Origin of the sequence: Saccharopolyspora pogona, assembly GCF_014697215.1 — a bacterium.
Lineage (GTDB): Bacteria > Actinomycetota > Actinomycetes > Mycobacteriales > Pseudonocardiaceae > Saccharopolyspora > Saccharopolyspora hattusasensis.
On sequence record NZ_CP031142.1, the window covers coordinates 5938845 to 5955613 of the forward strand.

The 16769-nt window shown below is 70.2% G+C and carries 18 protein-coding genes and 1 pseudogene; 11 read left to right on the forward strand and 8 right to left on the reverse strand.

The window, feature by feature from the left end; translation table 11 throughout:
* Positions 1-4: 4 nt before the first annotated feature.
* A complete protein-coding gene (locus tag DL519_RS27515; RefSeq protein ID WP_223839614.1) occupies positions 5-907 on the forward strand; it encodes an ABC transporter ATP-binding protein in 903 nt (300 codons plus the stop codon).
* Positions 908-1201: 294 nt separating this feature from the next.
* On the opposite strand, the gene DL519_RS27520 is transcribed toward DL519_RS27515, so the two are convergent.
* Positions 1202-1591 (reverse strand): Imm1 family immunity protein, encoded by a 390-nt coding sequence (locus tag DL519_RS27520; protein ID WP_223839615.1) that lies wholly within the window; start codon positions 1589-1591, stop codon positions 1202-1204.
* Between the two features lie 20 nt (positions 1592-1611).
* Positions 1612-1893, reverse strand: coding sequence for a DddA-like double-stranded DNA deaminase toxin (locus tag DL519_RS27525; protein WP_190819052.1), 282 nt, complete (start codon positions 1891-1893; stop codon positions 1612-1614).
* Positions 1894-1902: 9 nt separating this feature from the next.
* Between DL519_RS27525 and DL519_RS27530 the strand changes: the two genes are divergently transcribed.
* Positions 1903-2115, forward strand: a complete 213-nt coding sequence (locus DL519_RS27530) for a zinc finger protein (RefSeq protein WP_190819054.1) — start codon at positions 1903-1905, stop codon at positions 2113-2115.
* Between the two features lie 38 nt (positions 2116-2153).
* Here the strand turns inward: DL519_RS27530 and DL519_RS27535 are convergent, their stop codons facing one another.
* The 5 genes and pseudogenes from DL519_RS27535 to DL519_RS27555 all read right to left on the reverse strand — a co-directional run bounded on the left by DL519_RS27535 (position 2154) and on the right by DL519_RS27555 (position 5795).
* A complete protein-coding gene (locus DL519_RS27535; protein WP_190824638.1) occupies positions 2154-2423 on the reverse strand; it encodes a hypothetical protein in 270 nt (89 codons plus the stop codon).
* Positions 2424-2678: 255 nt separating this feature from the next.
* A pseudogene (locus tag DL519_RS27540) lies at positions 2679-2867 on the reverse strand (dynamin family protein); the annotation flags it as partial.
* Between the two features lie 69 nt (positions 2868-2936).
* Complete coding sequence (gene mdlC, locus DL519_RS27545) at positions 2937-4532, reverse strand: benzoylformate decarboxylase (RefSeq protein WP_190819056.1); 1596 nt, start codon at positions 4530-4532, stop codon at positions 2937-2939.
* A gap of 95 nt (positions 4533-4627) precedes the next feature.
* On the reverse strand, positions 4628-4837 hold the full coding sequence (locus DL519_RS27550) for a hypothetical protein (RefSeq protein ID WP_190819058.1): 210 nt from the start codon (positions 4835-4837) through the stop codon (positions 4628-4630).
* 208 nt (positions 4838-5045) lie between these two features.
* Complete coding sequence (locus DL519_RS27555) at positions 5046-5795, reverse strand: hypothetical protein (protein WP_190819060.1); 750 nt, start codon at positions 5793-5795, stop codon at positions 5046-5048.
* 198 nt (positions 5796-5993) lie between these two features.
* On the opposite strand from DL519_RS27555, the gene DL519_RS27560 reads away from it, so the two are divergent.
* From DL519_RS27560 to DL519_RS27600, 9 genes are all read left to right on the forward strand, one after another.
* Positions 5994-7352 carry a ferredoxin reductase family protein gene (locus tag DL519_RS27560; RefSeq protein ID WP_223839618.1) on the forward strand — a complete coding sequence of 453 codons (1359 nt, stop codon included), beginning with the start codon at positions 5994-5996 and terminating at the stop codon, positions 7350-7352.
* A gap of 11 nt (positions 7353-7363) precedes the next feature.
* A complete protein-coding gene (locus DL519_RS27565) occupies positions 7364-7795 on the forward strand; it encodes an FMN-binding protein (protein WP_190819061.1) in 432 nt (143 codons plus the stop codon).
* A gap of 47 nt (positions 7796-7842) precedes the next feature.
* Positions 7843-8649, forward strand: a complete 807-nt coding sequence (locus tag DL519_RS27570; RefSeq protein WP_223839619.1) for an FAD:protein FMN transferase — start codon at positions 7843-7845, stop codon at positions 8647-8649.
* On the forward strand, positions 8633-9313 hold the full coding sequence (locus DL519_RS27575; protein ID WP_190819063.1) for a response regulator transcription factor: 681 nt from the start codon (positions 8633-8635) through the stop codon (positions 9311-9313). Before DL519_RS27570 ends, DL519_RS27575 begins: the two co-directional genes overlap by 17 nt.
* Positions 9310-10524, forward strand: a complete 1215-nt coding sequence (locus DL519_RS27580) for a sensor histidine kinase (RefSeq protein WP_190819065.1) — start codon at positions 9310-9312, stop codon at positions 10522-10524. The genes DL519_RS27575 and DL519_RS27580 overlap by 4 nt, the downstream gene beginning before the upstream one ends.
* Before the next feature lie 545 nt (positions 10525-11069).
* On the forward strand, positions 11070-11846 hold the full coding sequence (locus DL519_RS27585; RefSeq protein WP_190819067.1) for a hypothetical protein: 777 nt from the start codon (positions 11070-11072) through the stop codon (positions 11844-11846).
* Positions 11847-12018: 172 nt separating this feature from the next.
* Positions 12019-13710 carry a DNA repair helicase XPB gene (locus tag DL519_RS27590; protein ID WP_190819069.1) on the forward strand — a complete coding sequence of 564 codons (1692 nt, stop codon included), beginning with the start codon at positions 12019-12021 and terminating at the stop codon, positions 13708-13710.
* Positions 13711-13921: 211 nt separating this feature from the next.
* Entirely contained in the window at positions 13922-14515 is a 594-nt protein-coding gene (locus DL519_RS27595; RefSeq protein WP_190819071.1) for a suppressor of fused domain protein, read from the forward strand.
* A 196-nt stretch (positions 14516-14711) separates the two neighbouring features.
* Complete coding sequence (locus tag DL519_RS27600; protein ID WP_190819073.1) at positions 14712-15701, forward strand: o-succinylbenzoate synthase; 990 nt, start codon at positions 14712-14714, stop codon at positions 15699-15701.
* A gap of 75 nt (positions 15702-15776) precedes the next feature.
* On the opposite strand, the gene DL519_RS27605 is transcribed toward DL519_RS27600, so the two are convergent.
* Positions 15777-16598, reverse strand: a complete 822-nt coding sequence (locus DL519_RS27605; protein WP_190819075.1) for an SRPBCC family protein — start codon at positions 16596-16598, stop codon at positions 15777-15779.
* Between the last annotated feature and the right edge of the window lie 171 nt (positions 16599-16769).

A 16769-nucleotide genomic window follows, 5' to 3' on the forward strand; every position in this document is an offset into this window, starting at 1 on the left:
TCCAATGACCGAAACCAAGACCATGCTCGAAGTCTCCCGGCTCGGACACCGCTACGGCGGCGGAGGAGGTCACCAGGCCATCGCCGACCTGACGTTCCAGGTGCGCACCGGTGAACTGGCCTGCATCGTCGGCCCGTCCGGCTGCGGCAAGTCGACCATGCTGCGCTCCATCTCCGGGCTGATCAAGCCCACCGCAGGCGACGTCCGGCTGAACGGCGCCCCCGTGAACGGCGTGCCGGCCGACCTGGCCGTGGTGTTCCAGGACTACAGCCGATCGCTGTTCCCCTGGCTCTCGGTGCGGTCCAACGTCGAATTCCCGTTGCGCTCCAGGGGTTTGAGCAAGGCCGAGCGGCGCAGCCGGGCCGATGAGGTGCTGGAGTGGGTGGGCCTGGGCGCCGCCGCGAAGAAGTACCCGTGGCAGCTCTCCGGCGGCATGCAGCAGCGGGTGTCGATCGCCCGCGCGCTGGCCTGCCGACCGTCGCTGCTGCTGATGGACGAGCCGTTCGCCTCGGTGGACGCCCAGACCCGCTTCGAGCTGGAGGACCTGCTGCTGCGGGTCCGCAAGCAGTTCGACAGCACGGTCCTGCTGGTCACCCACGACATCGACGAGAGCATCTACCTGGCGGACCGGGTGTTCGTGCTGTCGAAGTCCCCGGCGTCGATCGTGGCGGACCTGGAGATCCCGCTCGGCGACGAGCGGGACCAGATCACCACCCGCGAGTCGGAGACCTTCGTCTACCTCCGCAGCGAGGTGGCCCGCCTCCTCGACGTCCGCAGCGCCCAAGCCCCGGCGACGGCAGCGGCGGAGAAGTCCGATGAGTCCACTGTGGACGAGACGGCGAAGTCCACGGCGAAGTCCACGGCGAAGCAGTGGGCGGAGGCCGAGAAGGCGGAGGCCCGCAACTGACGCTTTCCGGCTGAAGGGCACCCTTTGCCGGCAAAGCCGGCTGTCGGCAAAGTCGGCCGGAGGTGCCCTTCACTTCAAAGGACACCGCCGTACGCCGCACAAACGCTTTTTGTGCTGGTCACAGGGCATCTGTAGGCCCTGCTCGGTCTAGCACTCGGCCGATGGTTGATCGGTATCTATTTGTGCTGGTGAGAGCTTTGCCCCTGCGTTTCTGCTACACAGAAGATCACAGACATGGACGCCCTGATCAACGAGATGTGGCGGTCGATACTCGGGGTGGTGGTCATCGACCGGTCACTGACCCGTCCATTGGACGTTGGTCGGCCGCTTGGTAGTGCGCAGAAACTCAACGAGCGCGGCGGTGAACTGATCTAGCGGTAGCCCCGAGCCGGCGGGAAAGTCGTCATCGTCGAACTCGCACCCCGCGGATTCCGGGTCGCCGACCGGGTATGCCTTGCCATGATCCCGGTCCTGGTGGCTGAGGTAACCAAAGCCGTCTACGACGTTGGCGTACACGTCGTGATCACGAAAGCCCTGCTCCGGGTCATACAAGGGACGGTCACGGTGAATCAGCCGCGCAAGGTCGGCCATCGGGTTAGAGAGTTCCTTCACCAGCTCGCCGACCGCAGCTTCGTCGGTGATCAGGAGGTTCCCGGCCCGCTCCCCGCCGTCTTCGGTGATCACTGCCCACCGGGCATCGATGGTCATCGGTCGCCTTCCTTGCCCTTGTAGAGCCGCCCGCTTGGACTGCTCCCATCGTTGACTCTAAGTGTGCTCCCTGGTGGCAGGAAGCGTGACAACTGCTTGTCGCAGGTCTCGGGTAGATCATCATCGATGCCTGGCCTGGACCCGCATATGGGGCGGTTGATCTCGATCTCCGCCTGTGTGATGCCTTGATCCGCCATCCGCATCGCGAACCGAATTTCCACGTGGCGGGCGATGGCAGCCTCGGCGTTGGATTGCAAGACTTGCAGAATATCGATCAAGGAATCCCCATGGCTGACTATTTGACCTACGTCTGGCGCCCGGTCACGGGCGGCCGTCACGCGTTTCCCATCGCAGCAACGAAAGCTCCGCACGAGGAGCGGGTGAAGGCGTTCTGCGGAGCGGAAGCGGGCGCAGCGGAGCTGCACGATCAGTCCGAAGTGGACTGGATTCGCGAGGACACCTGCATGCGCTGCTGGCACACCCTCACCACCCGCCTGTGATCACCCGAGGACGGCGCAATTTCGCGAGAAATTGACCGTCACCCGGGTGAACGCCAATTTCTCGCGAAATTGACACCCCTCGCCCAACCGAAGGAGAACCACCGATGTTCTGGATTCAGCTCAGCACGTTCGTCCTGTTCAACCTGCTGATCCTCGCCATGCTCGCCACCCAGTTGACCGCGAGAACCATCGCGTTTTCCACGGCCCAGCACGCCGGAGGCGGCGAAGGCGCTTACACGGCCTGGCACCTCATAACCGACATCGAAGCCGAAAACCGCAACGAAGAACACCGGGCGGAACCAGAACATCCCCACATACCAACGAGATTCCCCACCACAGACCCAGCCGACCCGACGACTTCGACGAGCCCACCGGGCGGCACCACCTCCGCGCCTGAATCACACCGTCGGGTGAGAGGTGAGGGGCACCCTTGAAGCAGCTGTGCCGCCCAAGGGTGCCCTCACCTCGAAAACCCACCCAGCTGGGTTGGTGCGGTGTCCTCCCCGACCTCCGCCGCACCGGCCCGCCCCCGGCGACCGGCAGCACCACCGGTTCAGCGCCGCGATCCCCAAGCCCGCCAACGGCATCGCCGCCGCGCGGCCGACGCCGAGCCCGCCGGAGGCGCCCATGAACACCAGGAGCTTGTCCTCGACGGTCGGCGGTCGCTTGTCCGGTGGGCGCAACGCGATCGGCGCCTGCAACCCGCGCGCGAACTGCGAGCGGATCACATCGAGTTCCTCGGCGGAGAACACAACGAGTTCTCAAACAACCTCTACGGCGCCCCAAAGCACTCACGGGGCCTGGGCAGGTGGAACACCAAGTCAGTACAGGCAGCGCTGGCCCGGGTCGACCCTGACGTGCAGGAGGGTCGGTCCGGTCTGGCCCGCGAACTCCTCCGCGAGGGCCGCGTCCAGCTCCGCCGGGGACTGGACCAGCTTGGTCCGGCAGCCCAGGCCGGTGGCCAGCGCGGCGAAGTCGATGCCGCCGAGATCCACGCCGGGCAGCTTGCTGCCGCCCGCCGCCTCGCCCAGCACCGCCACCGCCGCGTACCGCGAGTTGTCCATGATCACGAACGTGACGGGCGCGTGCTCACGGACCGCGGTCCACACCGACTGGATCCCGTACATGCTGGAACCGTCGCCGATCAGCGCGACCGTGCGCCGCGTCGGGTCCGCCATCGCCACCCCGACGGCCGCGCCGATGCCGTAGCCGAGCGCGCCGGAGAATCCGGTGAAGAACCCGCCGTCGGTGGACCGGATCGGGAAGTGCTCGTGCAGGTCGTTGCGGTGGCTGGGGGTTTCCTCCACCACGGCCGCGTCCGCGGGCAGCGCCCCGGCGATCGTGTCGAAGACGTAGGCGGCGGTCATCGGCGTGGACGCGGCCGGTTTCGGCGGCCGCTGGTAGGTCGCCGGCGCGCTCCGCTGCTGCGCCTCGACCTTCTCGTTGACTTGCCGCACAGAATGCGCCAGCGTGCCCAGCACGCCGCGCCCCTCCCGGGCCCGGCCGAGCACCTGCGGATCGTCGTGCACGAGGAAGAGCTCGGGCAGCTCGACTTCGCTCTCGCCGCGGTACACGTGGTAGGTGAACGCTGGCGCGCCCCACACCACGACGAGGTCGTGCCCGGCGAGCTCAGCGGTCAGCAAGCGCTGCTCGGGCTGCAGGAAACCGGCGAACTGCGGGTGGTCCTCGGGGAACGAGCAGCGCGGCGACATCGGCGCCACGTAAACAGCCGCCTGCGCCTTCTCCGCCAGCTCGACGAGGTCCGCGACCACGCCGTCGGCGTCCACCGCCGGGCCGACGACGAACGCCGGGCGCTCGCAGCTCCGCAGCGCCTCGGCGAGGTCGGCGACGACGGCCGGGTCCGGGGCGGAACCGGGGGTGCGCGGCCGGGCCGTCACCGGCACGCCGGGCTCGTCCCAGTCGTCGGCCGGGATCGACACGAAAACCGGGCCGTACGGCGGGGTCGTCGCCAGCTGGTAGGCGCGCACGAGGGCCGCCGGGACGTCCGCTGCGCGGGCCGGCTCGTAGCTCCACTTCACGTACGGCTTGGGGAAATCGGCGGCGTCGGTGGCACCGAGGAACGGCTCGTCGAACATCAGGGTGCGGGTCTGCTGCCCGGCCGTCACGATCATCGGCGTCCGGTTGCGGTACGCGGTGAAGATCGCGCCGAGCGCGTGCCCCACGCCGCCGGCGGAGTGCAGGTTGACCAGCACCGGCTCCCGGCGGGACTGCGCGTAACCGTCGGCCATCGCGACGACCACGGACTCCTGCAGGCCGAGCACGTAGCGGAAATCGTCCGGCCACCCGGTCAGGAACGGCACCTCGGTCGTACCCGGGTTGCCGAACACCGTGGTCAGCCCGAGTTCCCGCATCAGACCCCGGGTGATGTCACGGACCGTGTGGTCTTCGCTGCGCATCGAAGCCCTCCCTCATCGTGCGAGCACCCCTGTTCACCTGCGGGGTTGCCCAGACACGACATCACATCGAGGGCAGCGGAACCAGATCGCGTTGGTCACTGAGCGGACGGCGCGGTGCACACCGTTCGCGCCGGATCGGGGTAGATCGCGGTCCGGCTCGTCCCGGACGGGCAAACCGCCGCGCCGCCGGTGTTCGACGTCACCCCGGTGACCCGCTCGTTCGCGCCCGGTTCGTCGCAGCGCACCTTGGTCTCGATACCGGCCACCGGGACGCGCAGGCAGTCGCCGACCGCCACATCCGGCACCAGGCACAACCGCACCCCGCTGGTGCGCCGGGTGTCCCGGCTCGTCGTCGCGTACTCCGGCGCGATCTAGGTCGCGCAAACCTAGTCGAGACGACGGGCCCGCCACGGCCGATCAGCGGAAATGGCCCGATTTACCGGAAATCCGGGGTCGTGAGTGCGACCGGGCACGGGGACGGGGCGCCGGGCCCGGTCGCGCACTCACGACCGCTCAGGCGCCCTGGACGTCGCCGAAGCAGACGGTGCGGTCCGCGAAGACGTAGTAGCCCTCGCCCTGCGCACAGGCGGTCTTCGGGTCGGTGCCGTTGGCTACCTCGGTCACCTGGTCCTCTGCCGTGCTGCAGTCGATCTTCAGCGGCAGGACGTCGACGGAGTCGTTGAACCCCGTGAGGCAGTCGCCCGCCTTGACGTCCAAGACGATGCAGTAGGTCTTGCTGCCGGTGACGTTGCTGTAGTTGTCCCCGCACACCGAGTGGTCGGTGCCGCGCTGGACGTCGACGATCTCGTAGTCCGAGTCCGCGGAACCGCAGGTCGCGGCGTTCATGTCGCCGCCCTTCTCGCTGAGCAGGTCGATGCAGTTGCCGGCCGCGAACTGGCTGCTGGAGCTGGTGCTCGTGCTGGTGCTCGTGCTGCCGGTGCCGGTCGGACTGCTGCTGGTCGTGCTGCCGGCGTTGTGGCTGGTGTTGCTGCCGCCGTTGCTGTTCACGACCACCAGGATGATCGTCACCACGATGCCGATGACCACCACCGCACCGGCGCCGGCCAGGGCGACGATGAGCCCGGTGCGGCTCTTCTTCGGCGGCATCGGGGGCTGGTTTCCCGCGACGTGGCGCCAGAAGTCGTCCGAGCCGTTCTGCGGCGGGTACTGGCCCGACTGGTACGACTCCGAGGGGTACTGGCCCGACTGCCCACCGTACGGTCCGGACTGCGCTCCGTACGGATCTTGCGGTGGATAACTCACTGCTCCTCCGTTTTTCTGTTCGCAACGAGCAATTTAGCCGAGATACCCCCACCAACAGTGCCCGAACGGGTGATCGCGGCAACGGTGGAACACGCAGCGAAAGCACGCGATCACCGTTCGCAGCACGCCCGCGCCCCCGCGCCGGTTGCCCGGTGCTTTCCAAAGTTCTTCCCAGAAACGCGGCCGAGACTCGGCGACGTGCGATCGATTCGGCGCGGGACACGGGCGGGCGACGCGCAGTGGTGGCTCCTGGCCCTGCTGGCGCTCAACGCGATGTGGGTGGTCGACCTCTTCGTGCTCGGCGGCGAGGCGGGCGTGCTGGCCGGTCCGCAGGGCCTGGTGCTGGCGCTGGGCCGGTTGACCGGTCTCGGCGGTGCGTTGGTACTGGTGCTGCAGCTGGTGCTCATCGCGCGGGTGCCCTGGCTGGAACGACGGCTGGGCATGGACCGGCTCACGAGCTGGCACCGGTGGACGGGCAGCTGGATCCTCTGGCTGGTGCTCGCGCACGTCGTGCTGATCACGGTCGGGTACGCCGAGCAGGACGGCAGCCCGGTGCTCCCGGAGTTCGCATCGCTGGTGCTCGAAACCCGGGACGTGCTGCTGGCCGCGGCGGGCACGCTCCTGCTCGTCGTGGTCGGCGCCACCTCCGCGCGGGCCGCTCGACGGTGGATGCGGTACGAGACCTGGCACCTCCTGCACCTCGGGGCCTACCTGGCCGTCGTGCTCGGCTTCCTGCACCAGGTGACGATCGGCAACGACTTCGCCGCCAACCCGATCGGCCGGGCCTACTGGTGGACCCTCTACGGCGCGGCCCTCGGCGCGGTGCTGGTGTTCCGGTTCCTGCTGCCGATCTGGCGGATGGTGCGGCACGACACCCGAGTGGTGGCGGTGGTCCCGGAAGGCCCGGACGTGGTGTCGGTCCACATCGGCGGTCGTCGGCTGGACCGGCTGCCCGCGCGGGCCGGCCAATTCTTCCTGTGGCGGTTCGTCGCCAAAGGCCTTTGGACGCAAGCCCATCCGTACTCGCTGTCGGCCATGCCGAACGGGAAGACGCTGCGCATCACGGTGAAAGCGCTCGGCGACGGCAGCGCCGCGCTGCGGAACCTGCGGGTGGGAACGCGGGTGCTCGCCGAAGGCCCCTACGGCGCGTTCACCGCCGAGCAGTGCACCCGTCGCGGTGTCCTGCTGATCGGCGGCGGGGTCGGAGTGACGCCGATCCGCGCGCTGCTGGAGGAATTCTCCCGCACCCGCAACGACGTCGTGGTGCTCTACCGAGTCCGAGACCGGCAGGACGCGGTGCTGGTCTCGGAGTTGCAGTGGCTGGCGCAGCGGGTCGGGGCCCGGCTGCACGTCGTGATCGGTCCCGCGACCGCGATCGGCCGCCATGGACCGATCATGGGCCCGCAGCACATCGCCGCCCTGGTGCCCGGTGTACGGCACCGCGACGTCTTCCTCTGCGGTCCGCCCGGCATGACCGACGCGGTCCTCGGCGCCCTGCGCGACCTCGAAGTGCCCCGGGACCAGTGCCACACCGAACGATTCGCCTTCGCGGCCTGAGGAGTGATGCCATGCGACGTTTCGTCGTGATCCTGGCCCTCACGATCGCGGGTTCGCTCCCGCTGTTGCGCTACCAGCCGGACACCGGCGCGGCGACGCGCGCGGCGCCCGCCCCGCAGCCCGGCGCACCCTCGACTCCACCCCAGGCAGGGACCGCTCCTCCGGGACCGGGCAAGTCCGTCGACGGCTCGCTGGTGCGGACCGAGTACGGGCCCTACCAGGTGCGGGTGGTGTTCACCGGCACCAAGATCACCGACGTCCAGCTGATCACCGAGCCCGCCGACCGGCGCAGCAGGCGGATCGCCGGCGGCGCCGCTCCGACGCTGCGGCAGGAGGCGCTGCAGGCGCAGAGCGCGAAGCTCGACGCGGTGTCCGGTGCCACCACCACCAGCGAGGCCTACGCCGAGTCCCTGCAGGCCGCGATCGACTCCCAGGGCGGGTAGCCGTGGCGAGCGGAACGGGTTCCCGCATTCGGCGCGTGGAGTACGTCATGGGCCTGCCGATTTCGATGGACGTGCGGTCGGCCCCGCCACCGGCGCTCGCCGCCGCGTCGCGGGCCTTCGACTGGCTGCGGGAGGTGGACCGCCGGTTCAGCCCCTTCCGGGAGGGCAGCGAGGTCCGGCGGTGCAGCGGCGACCGGACGCTGCCAGAGCACGCCAGCCCGGAACTCGCCGAGATCATCGATCTCTGCCTGCGCTACGAGCGGGACAGCGGCGGGGCGTTCCGCGCCTGGCTGCCGGGGGGTCCCTTCGACCCCTGCGGCGTGGTCAAGGGATGGGCGGTGCAACGGGCCGGGCTGCTGCTGCGCGCGGCGGGGGCCGACCGCTTCTGCCTCAACGCCGGCGGGGACGTCCTCGCCGTCGGCGAGCCCGAACCCGGCCGCGCTTGGCGGGTCGGCATCCGCCATCCCGAGCTCGCGCACCAGGTGTGCGCGGTGTTCGACGTGCGCGACTGCGCGGTCGCTACCTCCGGCAGCTACGAGCGCGGCGCCCACGTCGTCGACGGCCGCACCGGCCGCCCCACGCGCGAGCTGGTGAGCCTGACCGTGCTGGCCCCCGACCTCACCACGGCCGACGCCGTCTCGACCGCCGCGTTCGCGATGGGCGTCGAGGGCATCGCGTGGGCCGCGGCTCAGCCCGGCTGCCTGGTGTTCGCCGTCGATGCCGAGCGCCGGGTGCACCGGTCTCCCCTGCTCGACGAGCCGGTGGTGACCCCGGAGCTGCTGGCGGTCTGCCGGGGCGCGACCGCTGCGCCGCGGTCGCAGCAGGAAGAATGGCCTCATGGATCCGGCCGCTGACGCACCACCGCGGCTGCTGCTGGTCGAGGACGACCCGGAGCTCGCCGAGATGCTGGCCTCGCTGCTGGGCGAGGAGGGCTACTCCGTCGACGGCGCAGCCGACGGTCAGCGCGGACTGCACCTCGGGCTCACCCGCGACTACGACCTGATCGTGCTCGATCGAGGGCTGCCCGCCCTCGAAGGCCTCGACCTGCTCACCCGCTTGCGGGCGCGGGGTGTGGCCACGCCCGCGCTGGTGCTGTCCGCGCTGGGCAACCCGGCGGACCGGGTGGCCGGGCTGGACGCGGGGGCGGAGGACTACCTGCCGAAGCCCTTCGACGTCGACGAGCTGCTCGCGCGCCTGCGGGCCCTGCGGCGCAGGCACCTCGACACCGCCCGATCCTTGCCCCTGCCGGACGGCCGCCTCGACCTCGACAGCCGGACGGTCACCTGCTCAGCGCGCCAACCGGTGCGGTTGTCGGAGCGGGAGTGCGCGCTGCTCGCCCTGCTGGCGGCCCGGCCGCGACAGGTGTTCGGCCGCGACGACCTGCTGCGGCTGGTCTTCGACGGGGCCGGGAGCCCGGTCGTCGTGGACACCTACGTGCACTACCTGCGACGCAAGCTCGGCAAGCGCATCGTGGACACGGTGCGTGGCCGCGGATACCAGCTGGGGCGATCCGGGTGACGGCCCGGCAGTGGCGGTCCCCGGACGCCGCGATGCTCGGCCGGGCCCAGCTGCGCCTCGGCCTGCAAACGGCCGCGGCGGTGGCTGTCGCGATGTTGCTGCTCGCCGCGGTCACGCTCCTGGTCGTGGTGCACAACCAGCACCGGGCGCAGGACGAGCTGCTGAGCACCGCCACCGCTCGCATCGACGACGTGAGCGACCCGCCGGCCGGCGTGTGGCTGGTGGTGCGCTCGGGTGACCGGGAGCAGGTGTCCCCGGGGATGCCGCGAGGGTTGCCCGATGAAGAAGCGCTGCGGCGAACCTCCCAGGACCGCGCCACGCGGTCGGCGGACGTCGTGGTGGAGGGGCGCGAGTTCTACGTCCGCACCCAGCCGCACGGGGCGGACGTCGTGCAAGCGGTGCTGAGCTTGCGCGACGCGCACGCCGAACGCATCCGCATCATCCAGGCGCTGGTCATCGCCGGAGGCGCGGGCCTGGTGCTCGCGGGCCTGGCCGGAGCGTGGCTGGGGCGGCGCGCGGTGGCACCGCTGGCGGAAGCACTAGCGCTGCAACGGCGTTTCGTCGCCGATGCGAGCCACGAGCTGCGCACCCCGTTGACGCTGTTGAGCACCCGGGCCCAGTTGGTCCGCCGCAGGCTCGGCCGAGACGCCGGCCCGGACCGCATCCGGTCCGATGTGGACGGTCTGGTCGCGGATGCCGACCGGCTCGCGACGATCCTCGAAGACCTGCTGCTGGCGGCCGACCCGCGCGGCGAGATGCCCCTGCGCCCGGTGGCGCTCACCGAGCTCGCCGAGCAGGCCGTGTCCGCCGCCCGCCCGGCAGCCGAGCGGCAGGGCGTTTCGGTGCGGCTCGAAGCGCCCGGCCCGATCGAGGTCATCGGCTTCGACGCGGGCCTGCTGCGCGCGCTGAACGCGCTGCTGGACAACGCGGTCCGGCACGCGCGAGCGGACGTGCGGGTGGTGCTCAGCACCGACACGCGCTCGACGATGGTCGAGGTGGTCGACGACGGGCCCGGCATCGACCCGGCGATCTTGCCGACGTTGTTCAAGCGGTTCTCCTCGGCGCCCGGGGGCACCGACCGCGGGACCCGGCGCTACGGCCTCGGGCTGGCGCTGGTCAGCGAGATCGCGGCACGGCACGGCGGGTCCGTCTCGGCCCGGCGCCCGGATGCGGGGGGAACCGCGCTGCGGTTGGTCCTGCCGGCCCGCTGAGCCCGCACCGCAACCGGCGAAGCACCCCGCCACCTTGCCCGGACGGGTGGTAGCGGCGACGGTGGAGGGTGCGGAGTCCGACAGATGCCCCCGGCATCGCTGATCACCTGCGAAGAAGCCGTCCGGCCCGAGGGAACTGCGCACCCCGCGATCGACAGACCCCTGATCGTCCAAGCAACCAGGCCTGATACGCATACCAGTCTTGGCCTGGGGACCAGACTGGTCGGGGCTTCGACCAGCCCCACTGCCTCTTCAGAGCCGGACCCGGCCAAAGTGCCCCGCCGATAGGATCACGAGCATGACGACGGCGCATGCGCAGGAAGAACCTGAGGTGGTCGAGGACGTCTTCGATGGCCTGGCAACAGGTGTCGAAGTCGAGGGGGACGGCGGCGCTGGCGTAGCGATCGTCAGGCCATGGGATCCCGAGTTGATCCGGGTGACCACCAACCAGTTCTCGCTTCGCAACATCCTGGACATGATCGACGAGGGTTCGTTGGAACTGGCCCCCGACTTCCACGCTCGGGGACATCCTCCGCGAACGGCCAGTGGCAGCAGCGGAGTGGTGGCACGAGCACGCGTGCCTGGACGGCTGCGAGCTGTCCGAATTCCTCTACGTGCGGGGCGGTCTAGGCGACGTGGACTCTCCGGACGTGCGGCGGCGAACCGCCCTCCTCATGGACCGATGCCGCACCTGGGACACGAGCGAGACCGCGGATGTCCCGGATACGGTGCACTTGGCCGGACAGGTGCGCGAGCTCGCCTGGACGCTGGGCCACGCACTACGACGCACGCTGGACGGCCGTACAATGGCGTGCTTCATCTTTCCGGCCGGCAACTCCGTCACCAGCGGTTGGCAACCGGTCAGCCTTCCGGCAAGTGATATCGAGGCGGAGCTGTACTTCCTGCGTGCAGCCCGCGAGCTCACCGCCTTCTGGCGTGGCCTGTACGAACGCGAGAATGTTCCCGAGCACCTCTTCCCAGTGCTGGCGGCGGATGCCTTCCCAGGTCTTGTCCTCGCTGACACACTGTCTTTCCGGAAGTTCGATGGCACCTACCGGGAGTTGCGTGGCTGGGTGGCCAAGGTCTTGACGGTGCTGGACGACCACTTCGCGGACGCCTTGGAGCGGCCGCGGAGTACCCAGTCACGTCCAAGCCGAGCTGGGCCGCTTCGGAATCGACCTGTCGCCCGAGAGCCGAAACACCCGCGCCAAGGAAAAGGTAATGCGGCAGCGAGATGTGGAGCACGACGGAGCGACTTACCGCTGCGAGTGGCACGCGAAGCAGCACCCAGCACGGAACCGCGTGCACTTCACGCTGCCTGAGCAGCGGCTGGGCAGACGCATTCTCGTCGGGATCTTCGTCGACCACCTGGATACATGACGTGACGGAAAGCACCCGGCCCCGGAAATCGAATCGAACGAGGTACCACGGAGATATGGCACGTACTCGGCCCCCGGCGCATAGGCCAAACTGGACGTTTAGCCGTGTCGGACCATGTGCCGAGCATCCAGAAAGGCAGCCACGCGAGTGAATGGCCCCTTGATCGTCCAGTCTGACAAGACCCTGCTGCTCGAGGTCGACCACGACCTCGCCGACGAGACCCGTACCGCCATCGCACCGTTCGCGGAGCTGGAGCGCGCCCCGGAGCACGTGCACACCTACCGCATCACGCCGCTCGCGCTGTGGAACGCACGCGCCGCCGGGCACGACGCGGAGCAGGTGGTGGACGGGCTGGTGCGCTACTCCCGCTACCCCGTGCCGCAGCCCCTGCTGGTGGACATCGTCGAGACGATGGGCCGCTTCGGCCGCCTGCAGCTGGCCAACGACCCGGCGCATGGCCTAGTGCTGAACTCGCTGGACCGCGCGGTGCTGGAAGAGATCCTGCGGAACAAGAAGATCAACCCGATGCTGGGCGCCCGCATCGACGACGACACCGTGGTCGTGCACCCCAGCGAACGCGGGCGGCTCAAGCAGCTACTGCTGAAGGTCGGCTGGCCCGCCGAGGACCTCGCCGGTTACGTCGACGGTGAGGCGCACCCGATCGCGCTGCGGCAGGACGGCTGGCAGCTGCGCGACTACCAGGCGCAGGCCGTGCAGTCGTTCTGGGCCGGCGGCTCGGGCGTCGTGGTGCTGCCCTGCGGCGCGGGCAAGACACTGGTCGGCGCGGCGGCGATGGCCGAGGCGCAGGCCACCACGTTGATCCTGGTCACCAACACCGTCGCCGGGCGGCAGTGGAAGCGGGAGCTGATCGAGCGGACGTCGCTGACCGAGGACGAGATCGGCGAGTACTCCGGCGAGAAGAAGGAGATCCGGCCGGTCACCATCGCGACCTACCAGGTGATCACCCGCCGCTCCAAGGGCGAGTACAAGCACCTGGAGCTGTTCGACTCCCGCGACTGGGGGCTGGTGGTCTACGACGAGGTGCACCTGCTGCCCGCGCCGGTGTTCCGGATGACCGCCGACCTGCAGTCCCGGCGGCGCCTCGGGCTCACCGCGACCCTGGTCCGCGAGGACGGCCGGGAAGGCGACGTGTTCTCGCTGATCGGGCCCAAGCGCTACGACGCGCCGTGGAAGGACATCGAGGCGCAGGGCTGGATCGCGCCCGCCGAGTGCATCGAGGTCCGGGTGACGCTGACCGACAACGAGCGGCTGGAGTACGCCACGGCCGAGGCCGACGAGCGCTACAAGATGTGCTCCACGGCGCGCACCAAGGCCCCGGTGGTCAAGGCGATCCTGGACCGGCACCCGGGCGAGCCCGCCCTGGTCATCGGCGCGTACCTGGAGCAGCTGCACGAGCTGGGCGAGGCGCTGAACGCGCCTATCGTGGAGGGTTCGACGAAGAACAAGGAGCGCGAGGAACTGTTCGACGCCTTCCGGCGCGGCGAGATCAAGCGGCTCGTGGTGTCGAAGGTGGCGAACTTCTCGATCGACCTGCCGGAGGCCTCGGTCGCGGTGCAGGTGTCCGGGACGTTCGGGTCGCGGCAGGAGGAGGCGCAGCGGCTCGGTCGGCTGCTGCGGCCGAAGGTCAAGCGCAATCAGGCGCACTTCTACTCGGTCGTCTCGCGGGACACCCTGGACACCGACTACGCGGCACACCGGCAGCGGTTCCTCGCCGAGCAGGGTTACGCGTACCGGATCGTCGACGCCGACGACCTGCTCGGGCCCGCCATCCCGGACATCGGGTGACGACTTTTGGGGACGGTCAGCTGTCATCCAAAAGTGTCCGAGTTGGGTCCTGCAGCGGCTACCTTTGCGATGAACGCGCGCAACACCCGATGAGCTGCGCGGGCTCGCCGACTCGGGTGCGGCGCCCGCGGGCCCCGGCTGGGGGCGGGCTCGGGTTCGGGCGCCGGAATGAACACGGGGTGCGGGCGTCCCGCAAGACACTGGAGATCGGATGGCCACCGAGCAGGAACGTGCGGCACTGGGCGGAGCGCACCGGTTCGTCGGACTCGCGGAAAGCCTCGAGCGCCACGCGGGGGTGCCGACCGAGGCCGAGCCCCCGAACGTACACGGCACCAACCGCGGCTACGGGCTGGTGTTCTTCCACCTGGAGCAATACCACCTGACCACGGTGATCAGCACCGGGCTGCGCTTCCAGCCGCTGGGCGCCGAACCCGCCCAGGAGCTCGCCTGCACGGTCTACAAGGAGCAGGCCGAAGCCGCCCGGCACCTGGTCGACCTCACCGCCGGAGTGCTGGTGCAGCAGCGAACCCACCTGGTGCCGGACCAGATCGTGCCGAACGAGCAGCCGCTGCTGCCGGGCACCGAGTTCCACGGGGTGCTCGCCAGCGGCCACCCGCTGTTCCCGCCGGAGTTCACCAGGTTCACCGATCCGGACGGCGTGGAGCAGCTCCAGGTGTTCACGCTGCTGCCGGTGACCCTCGGCGAGCTGAACTACATCCTGGACAACGGCGTCACCGCGCTGCGCCAGCAGTGGGCGCGGTTCGAGGTGGACGTCTTCGACCTCGGCCGCCCCGGCGTGGTGTAGGTGGGAGTGCGATTTCCATTTGGAAATCGCACTCCGTCGGCGTGTCGGGCCACGACACGCCGGAGGATGTGGACAACTCCTTCGATTTCAATGGAAATCGGATCTCTGATTTCCATTGAAATCGCGGCGTCAGCGGCCGTCGGTCGTTGCGTGCCCTTGACGCGCCGTGGCGGCGGCGGGCTGAAAGGATCGGGTCATGGCCCCTGCGACGATCGACTTGGCGGAGTTGGGCGCGGTGCGGGTGTACGCGCTGCCGATGCGCAACCAGTTCCGGGGCGTCACGGTCCGGCGAGGAGTCCTGCTGAGCGGACCGGCCGGGTGGGGCGAGTTCTGCCCGTTCGAGGACTACGACGACGCCCAGTCGGTGCCGTGGCTGCGGGCGGCGCTGGAGGCATGCACCGAGGAATGGCCGGAGCCGGTGCGCGACCGCATCCCGGTCAACTGCACGGTGCCCGCCGTGCCGGCGGAGAAGGCCGCGGCGATCGTCGCGGCGTCCGGCTGCGGCACGGCGAAGGTCAAGATCGCCGAGCCCGGCCAGTCCACCGGTGACGACGTCGAACGCGTAGCGGCGGTCCGCGACGCGCTTGGCCCGGGCGGCGGGATCCGGGTCGACGCCAACGCCGCCTGGGACGTCGAAACGGCGATCACCCGCATCCGCGAGCTGGACAAGGCGGCCGGAGGCCTGGAGTACGCGGAACAACCGTGCCCGACGATCGACGAACTCGCCGCGGTCCGCCGCCGGGTGGACGTCCGGATCGCGGCCGACGAGAGCATCCGCCGCGCCGAGGACCCGCTGCGCGTGGCGGTCGCCGGAGCGGCCGACGTCGCGATCATCAAGGCCACGCCGCTGGGCGGCGTCCGCCGCGCGCTGCGCGTCGCCGAGGCCTGCGGCCTGCCCTGCGTCGTGTCCTCCGCAGTGGAGAGCAGCGTCGGCCTCGCCGCGCAGCTCGCCCTGGCGGGCTCGCTGCCCGAGCTCCCCTTCGCCTGCGGCCTCGGCACGGTGGCGCTGCTCGACGGCGACGTCGTCGCCGACTCGCTGCTGCCCGTGGACGGCCACCTGCCGGTGCTCCGCCGTCCGCCGGTGCCGGATCCTGCTCTGGTCGCGGCGGCTACGCCGCCTGCCGATGTGCAGCGGTACTGGCTCGACCGGCTCCTCCGGGTGCACGGCCTGCTCGCGGAGTCGTGAGTCCTGCGAGCCGTTACGGCTGCCTGAAGGACTCACGACTCCGCTTGGAATCGGTCCGGGTGACGGCCGGGCGGGTCAGGCGCGGCGGCGCCGGCGGCGCCGGATGATGCGGAACGCGAGGCCGAGGACCACGACGGCCACCGCGACCGGGGCCAGGCGCTTGAGGACCGGGGCTCCCGCCGTGCCGAGGAGGTCGATAGCCTCGTCCGACGGCGCCGCTGCGCCGGTCACCACCGCGTCCGCCTTGCGCGTGGGCTCCTCCCTGGCGGTGCTGGCGAACGTGTCGTGGCTGCCCGCCGGCGTGACCCGCCAGCTCGCCTTGCCCGCCGCGGCCTTCACCTCGGCAGGCGCCGACGCCGCGGCCTTCTCCCCTGCAGGCGCCGACGGCTCGGCCTTCTCCTCGCCGCCGGATGCCGGGGCCGCAGCCTCCTCGGCCGGCGCCTCCGCCGGTTGCTCCTCGGTGAGGCGCTTCGCGAGGTTCGCCGCGAACTGATTCAGGATCTTGCCGCCGACCTCGGAGATCAGGCCGCGGCCGAGCTGCGCCGGCTTGCCGGTGACCTTCAGGTCGGTGTCCACCGTGACCGCGGTGGTGTCGCCTTCCGGCTGGAGCACAGCGGCTACCGTCGCGGCCGCGGTGCCGCTGCCGCGCGAGTCCTTGCCGCTGGCATCGATGACCACCCGGCGGGCGGCCTCGTCGACCTCCTTGAAGGTGCCGGTGCCCTTGTAGAGCAGGGTGACCGGGCCGAGCTTGACCTTGACCGAGCCGGCGAAGTCGTTGCCCTCGGCCTTGGTAAGCGTGGCGCCGGGCATGCACGGGGCGATCCGCTCCGGGTCGAGCAGCGCCTTCCACGCCACTTCGACCGGCACCGGAACGCTGAACTGGTGCTGCATCTGCACTGGAGGGTCCTCCTGGTTCGACCGAGCTGGGCTCGAAAGAGCCGTCCTTCCTGAAGAAGCTGTCTCGAAGATCGCGCCGGACCTCGGGCGCCGCCTCGGCTGCGGGATACCCGATCCATGCCCGGCCGCCTCCCTGGCCCGCGCGACCTCGTCACAATCCACTACCAGCTT

Excerpts from the sequence above, each read along its gene's own strand:
- DL519_RS27565 (WP_190819061.1), top strand. The coding sequence starts at position 7,364 with ATGCGACGTTTCGTCGTGATCCTGGCCCTCACGATCGCGGGTTCGCTC.
- DL519_RS27570 (WP_223839619.1), top strand. The coding sequence starts at position 7,843 with ATGGGCCTGCCGATTTCGATGGACGTGCGGTCGGCCCCGCCACCGGCG.
- DL519_RS27600 (WP_190819073.1), top strand. The coding sequence starts at position 14,712 with ATGGCCCCTGCGACGATCGACTTGGCGGAGTTGGGCGCGGTGCGGGTG.
- DL519_RS27530 (WP_190819054.1), top strand. The coding sequence starts at position 1,903 with ATGGCTGACTATTTGACCTACGTCTGGCGCCCGGTCACGGGCGGCCGT.
- mdlC (WP_190819056.1), bottom strand. The coding sequence starts at position 4,532 with ATGCGCAGCGAAGACCACACGGTCCGTGACATCACCCGGGGTCTGATG.
- DL519_RS27575 (WP_190819063.1), top strand. The coding sequence starts at position 8,633 with ATGGATCCGGCCGCTGACGCACCACCGCGGCTGCTGCTGGTCGAGGAC.
- DL519_RS27515 (WP_223839614.1), top strand. The coding sequence starts at position 5 with ATGACCGAAACCAAGACCATGCTCGAAGTCTCCCGGCTCGGACACCGC.
- DL519_RS27590 (WP_190819069.1), top strand. The coding sequence starts at position 12,019 with ATGTGCCGAGCATCCAGAAAGGCAGCCACGCGAGTGAATGGCCCCTTG.
- DL519_RS27535 (WP_190824638.1), bottom strand. The coding sequence starts at position 2,423 with ATGTTCTGGTTCCGCCCGGTGTTCTTCGTTGCGGTTTTCGGCTTCGAT.
- DL519_RS27595 (WP_190819071.1), top strand. The coding sequence starts at position 13,922 with ATGGCCACCGAGCAGGAACGTGCGGCACTGGGCGGAGCGCACCGGTTC.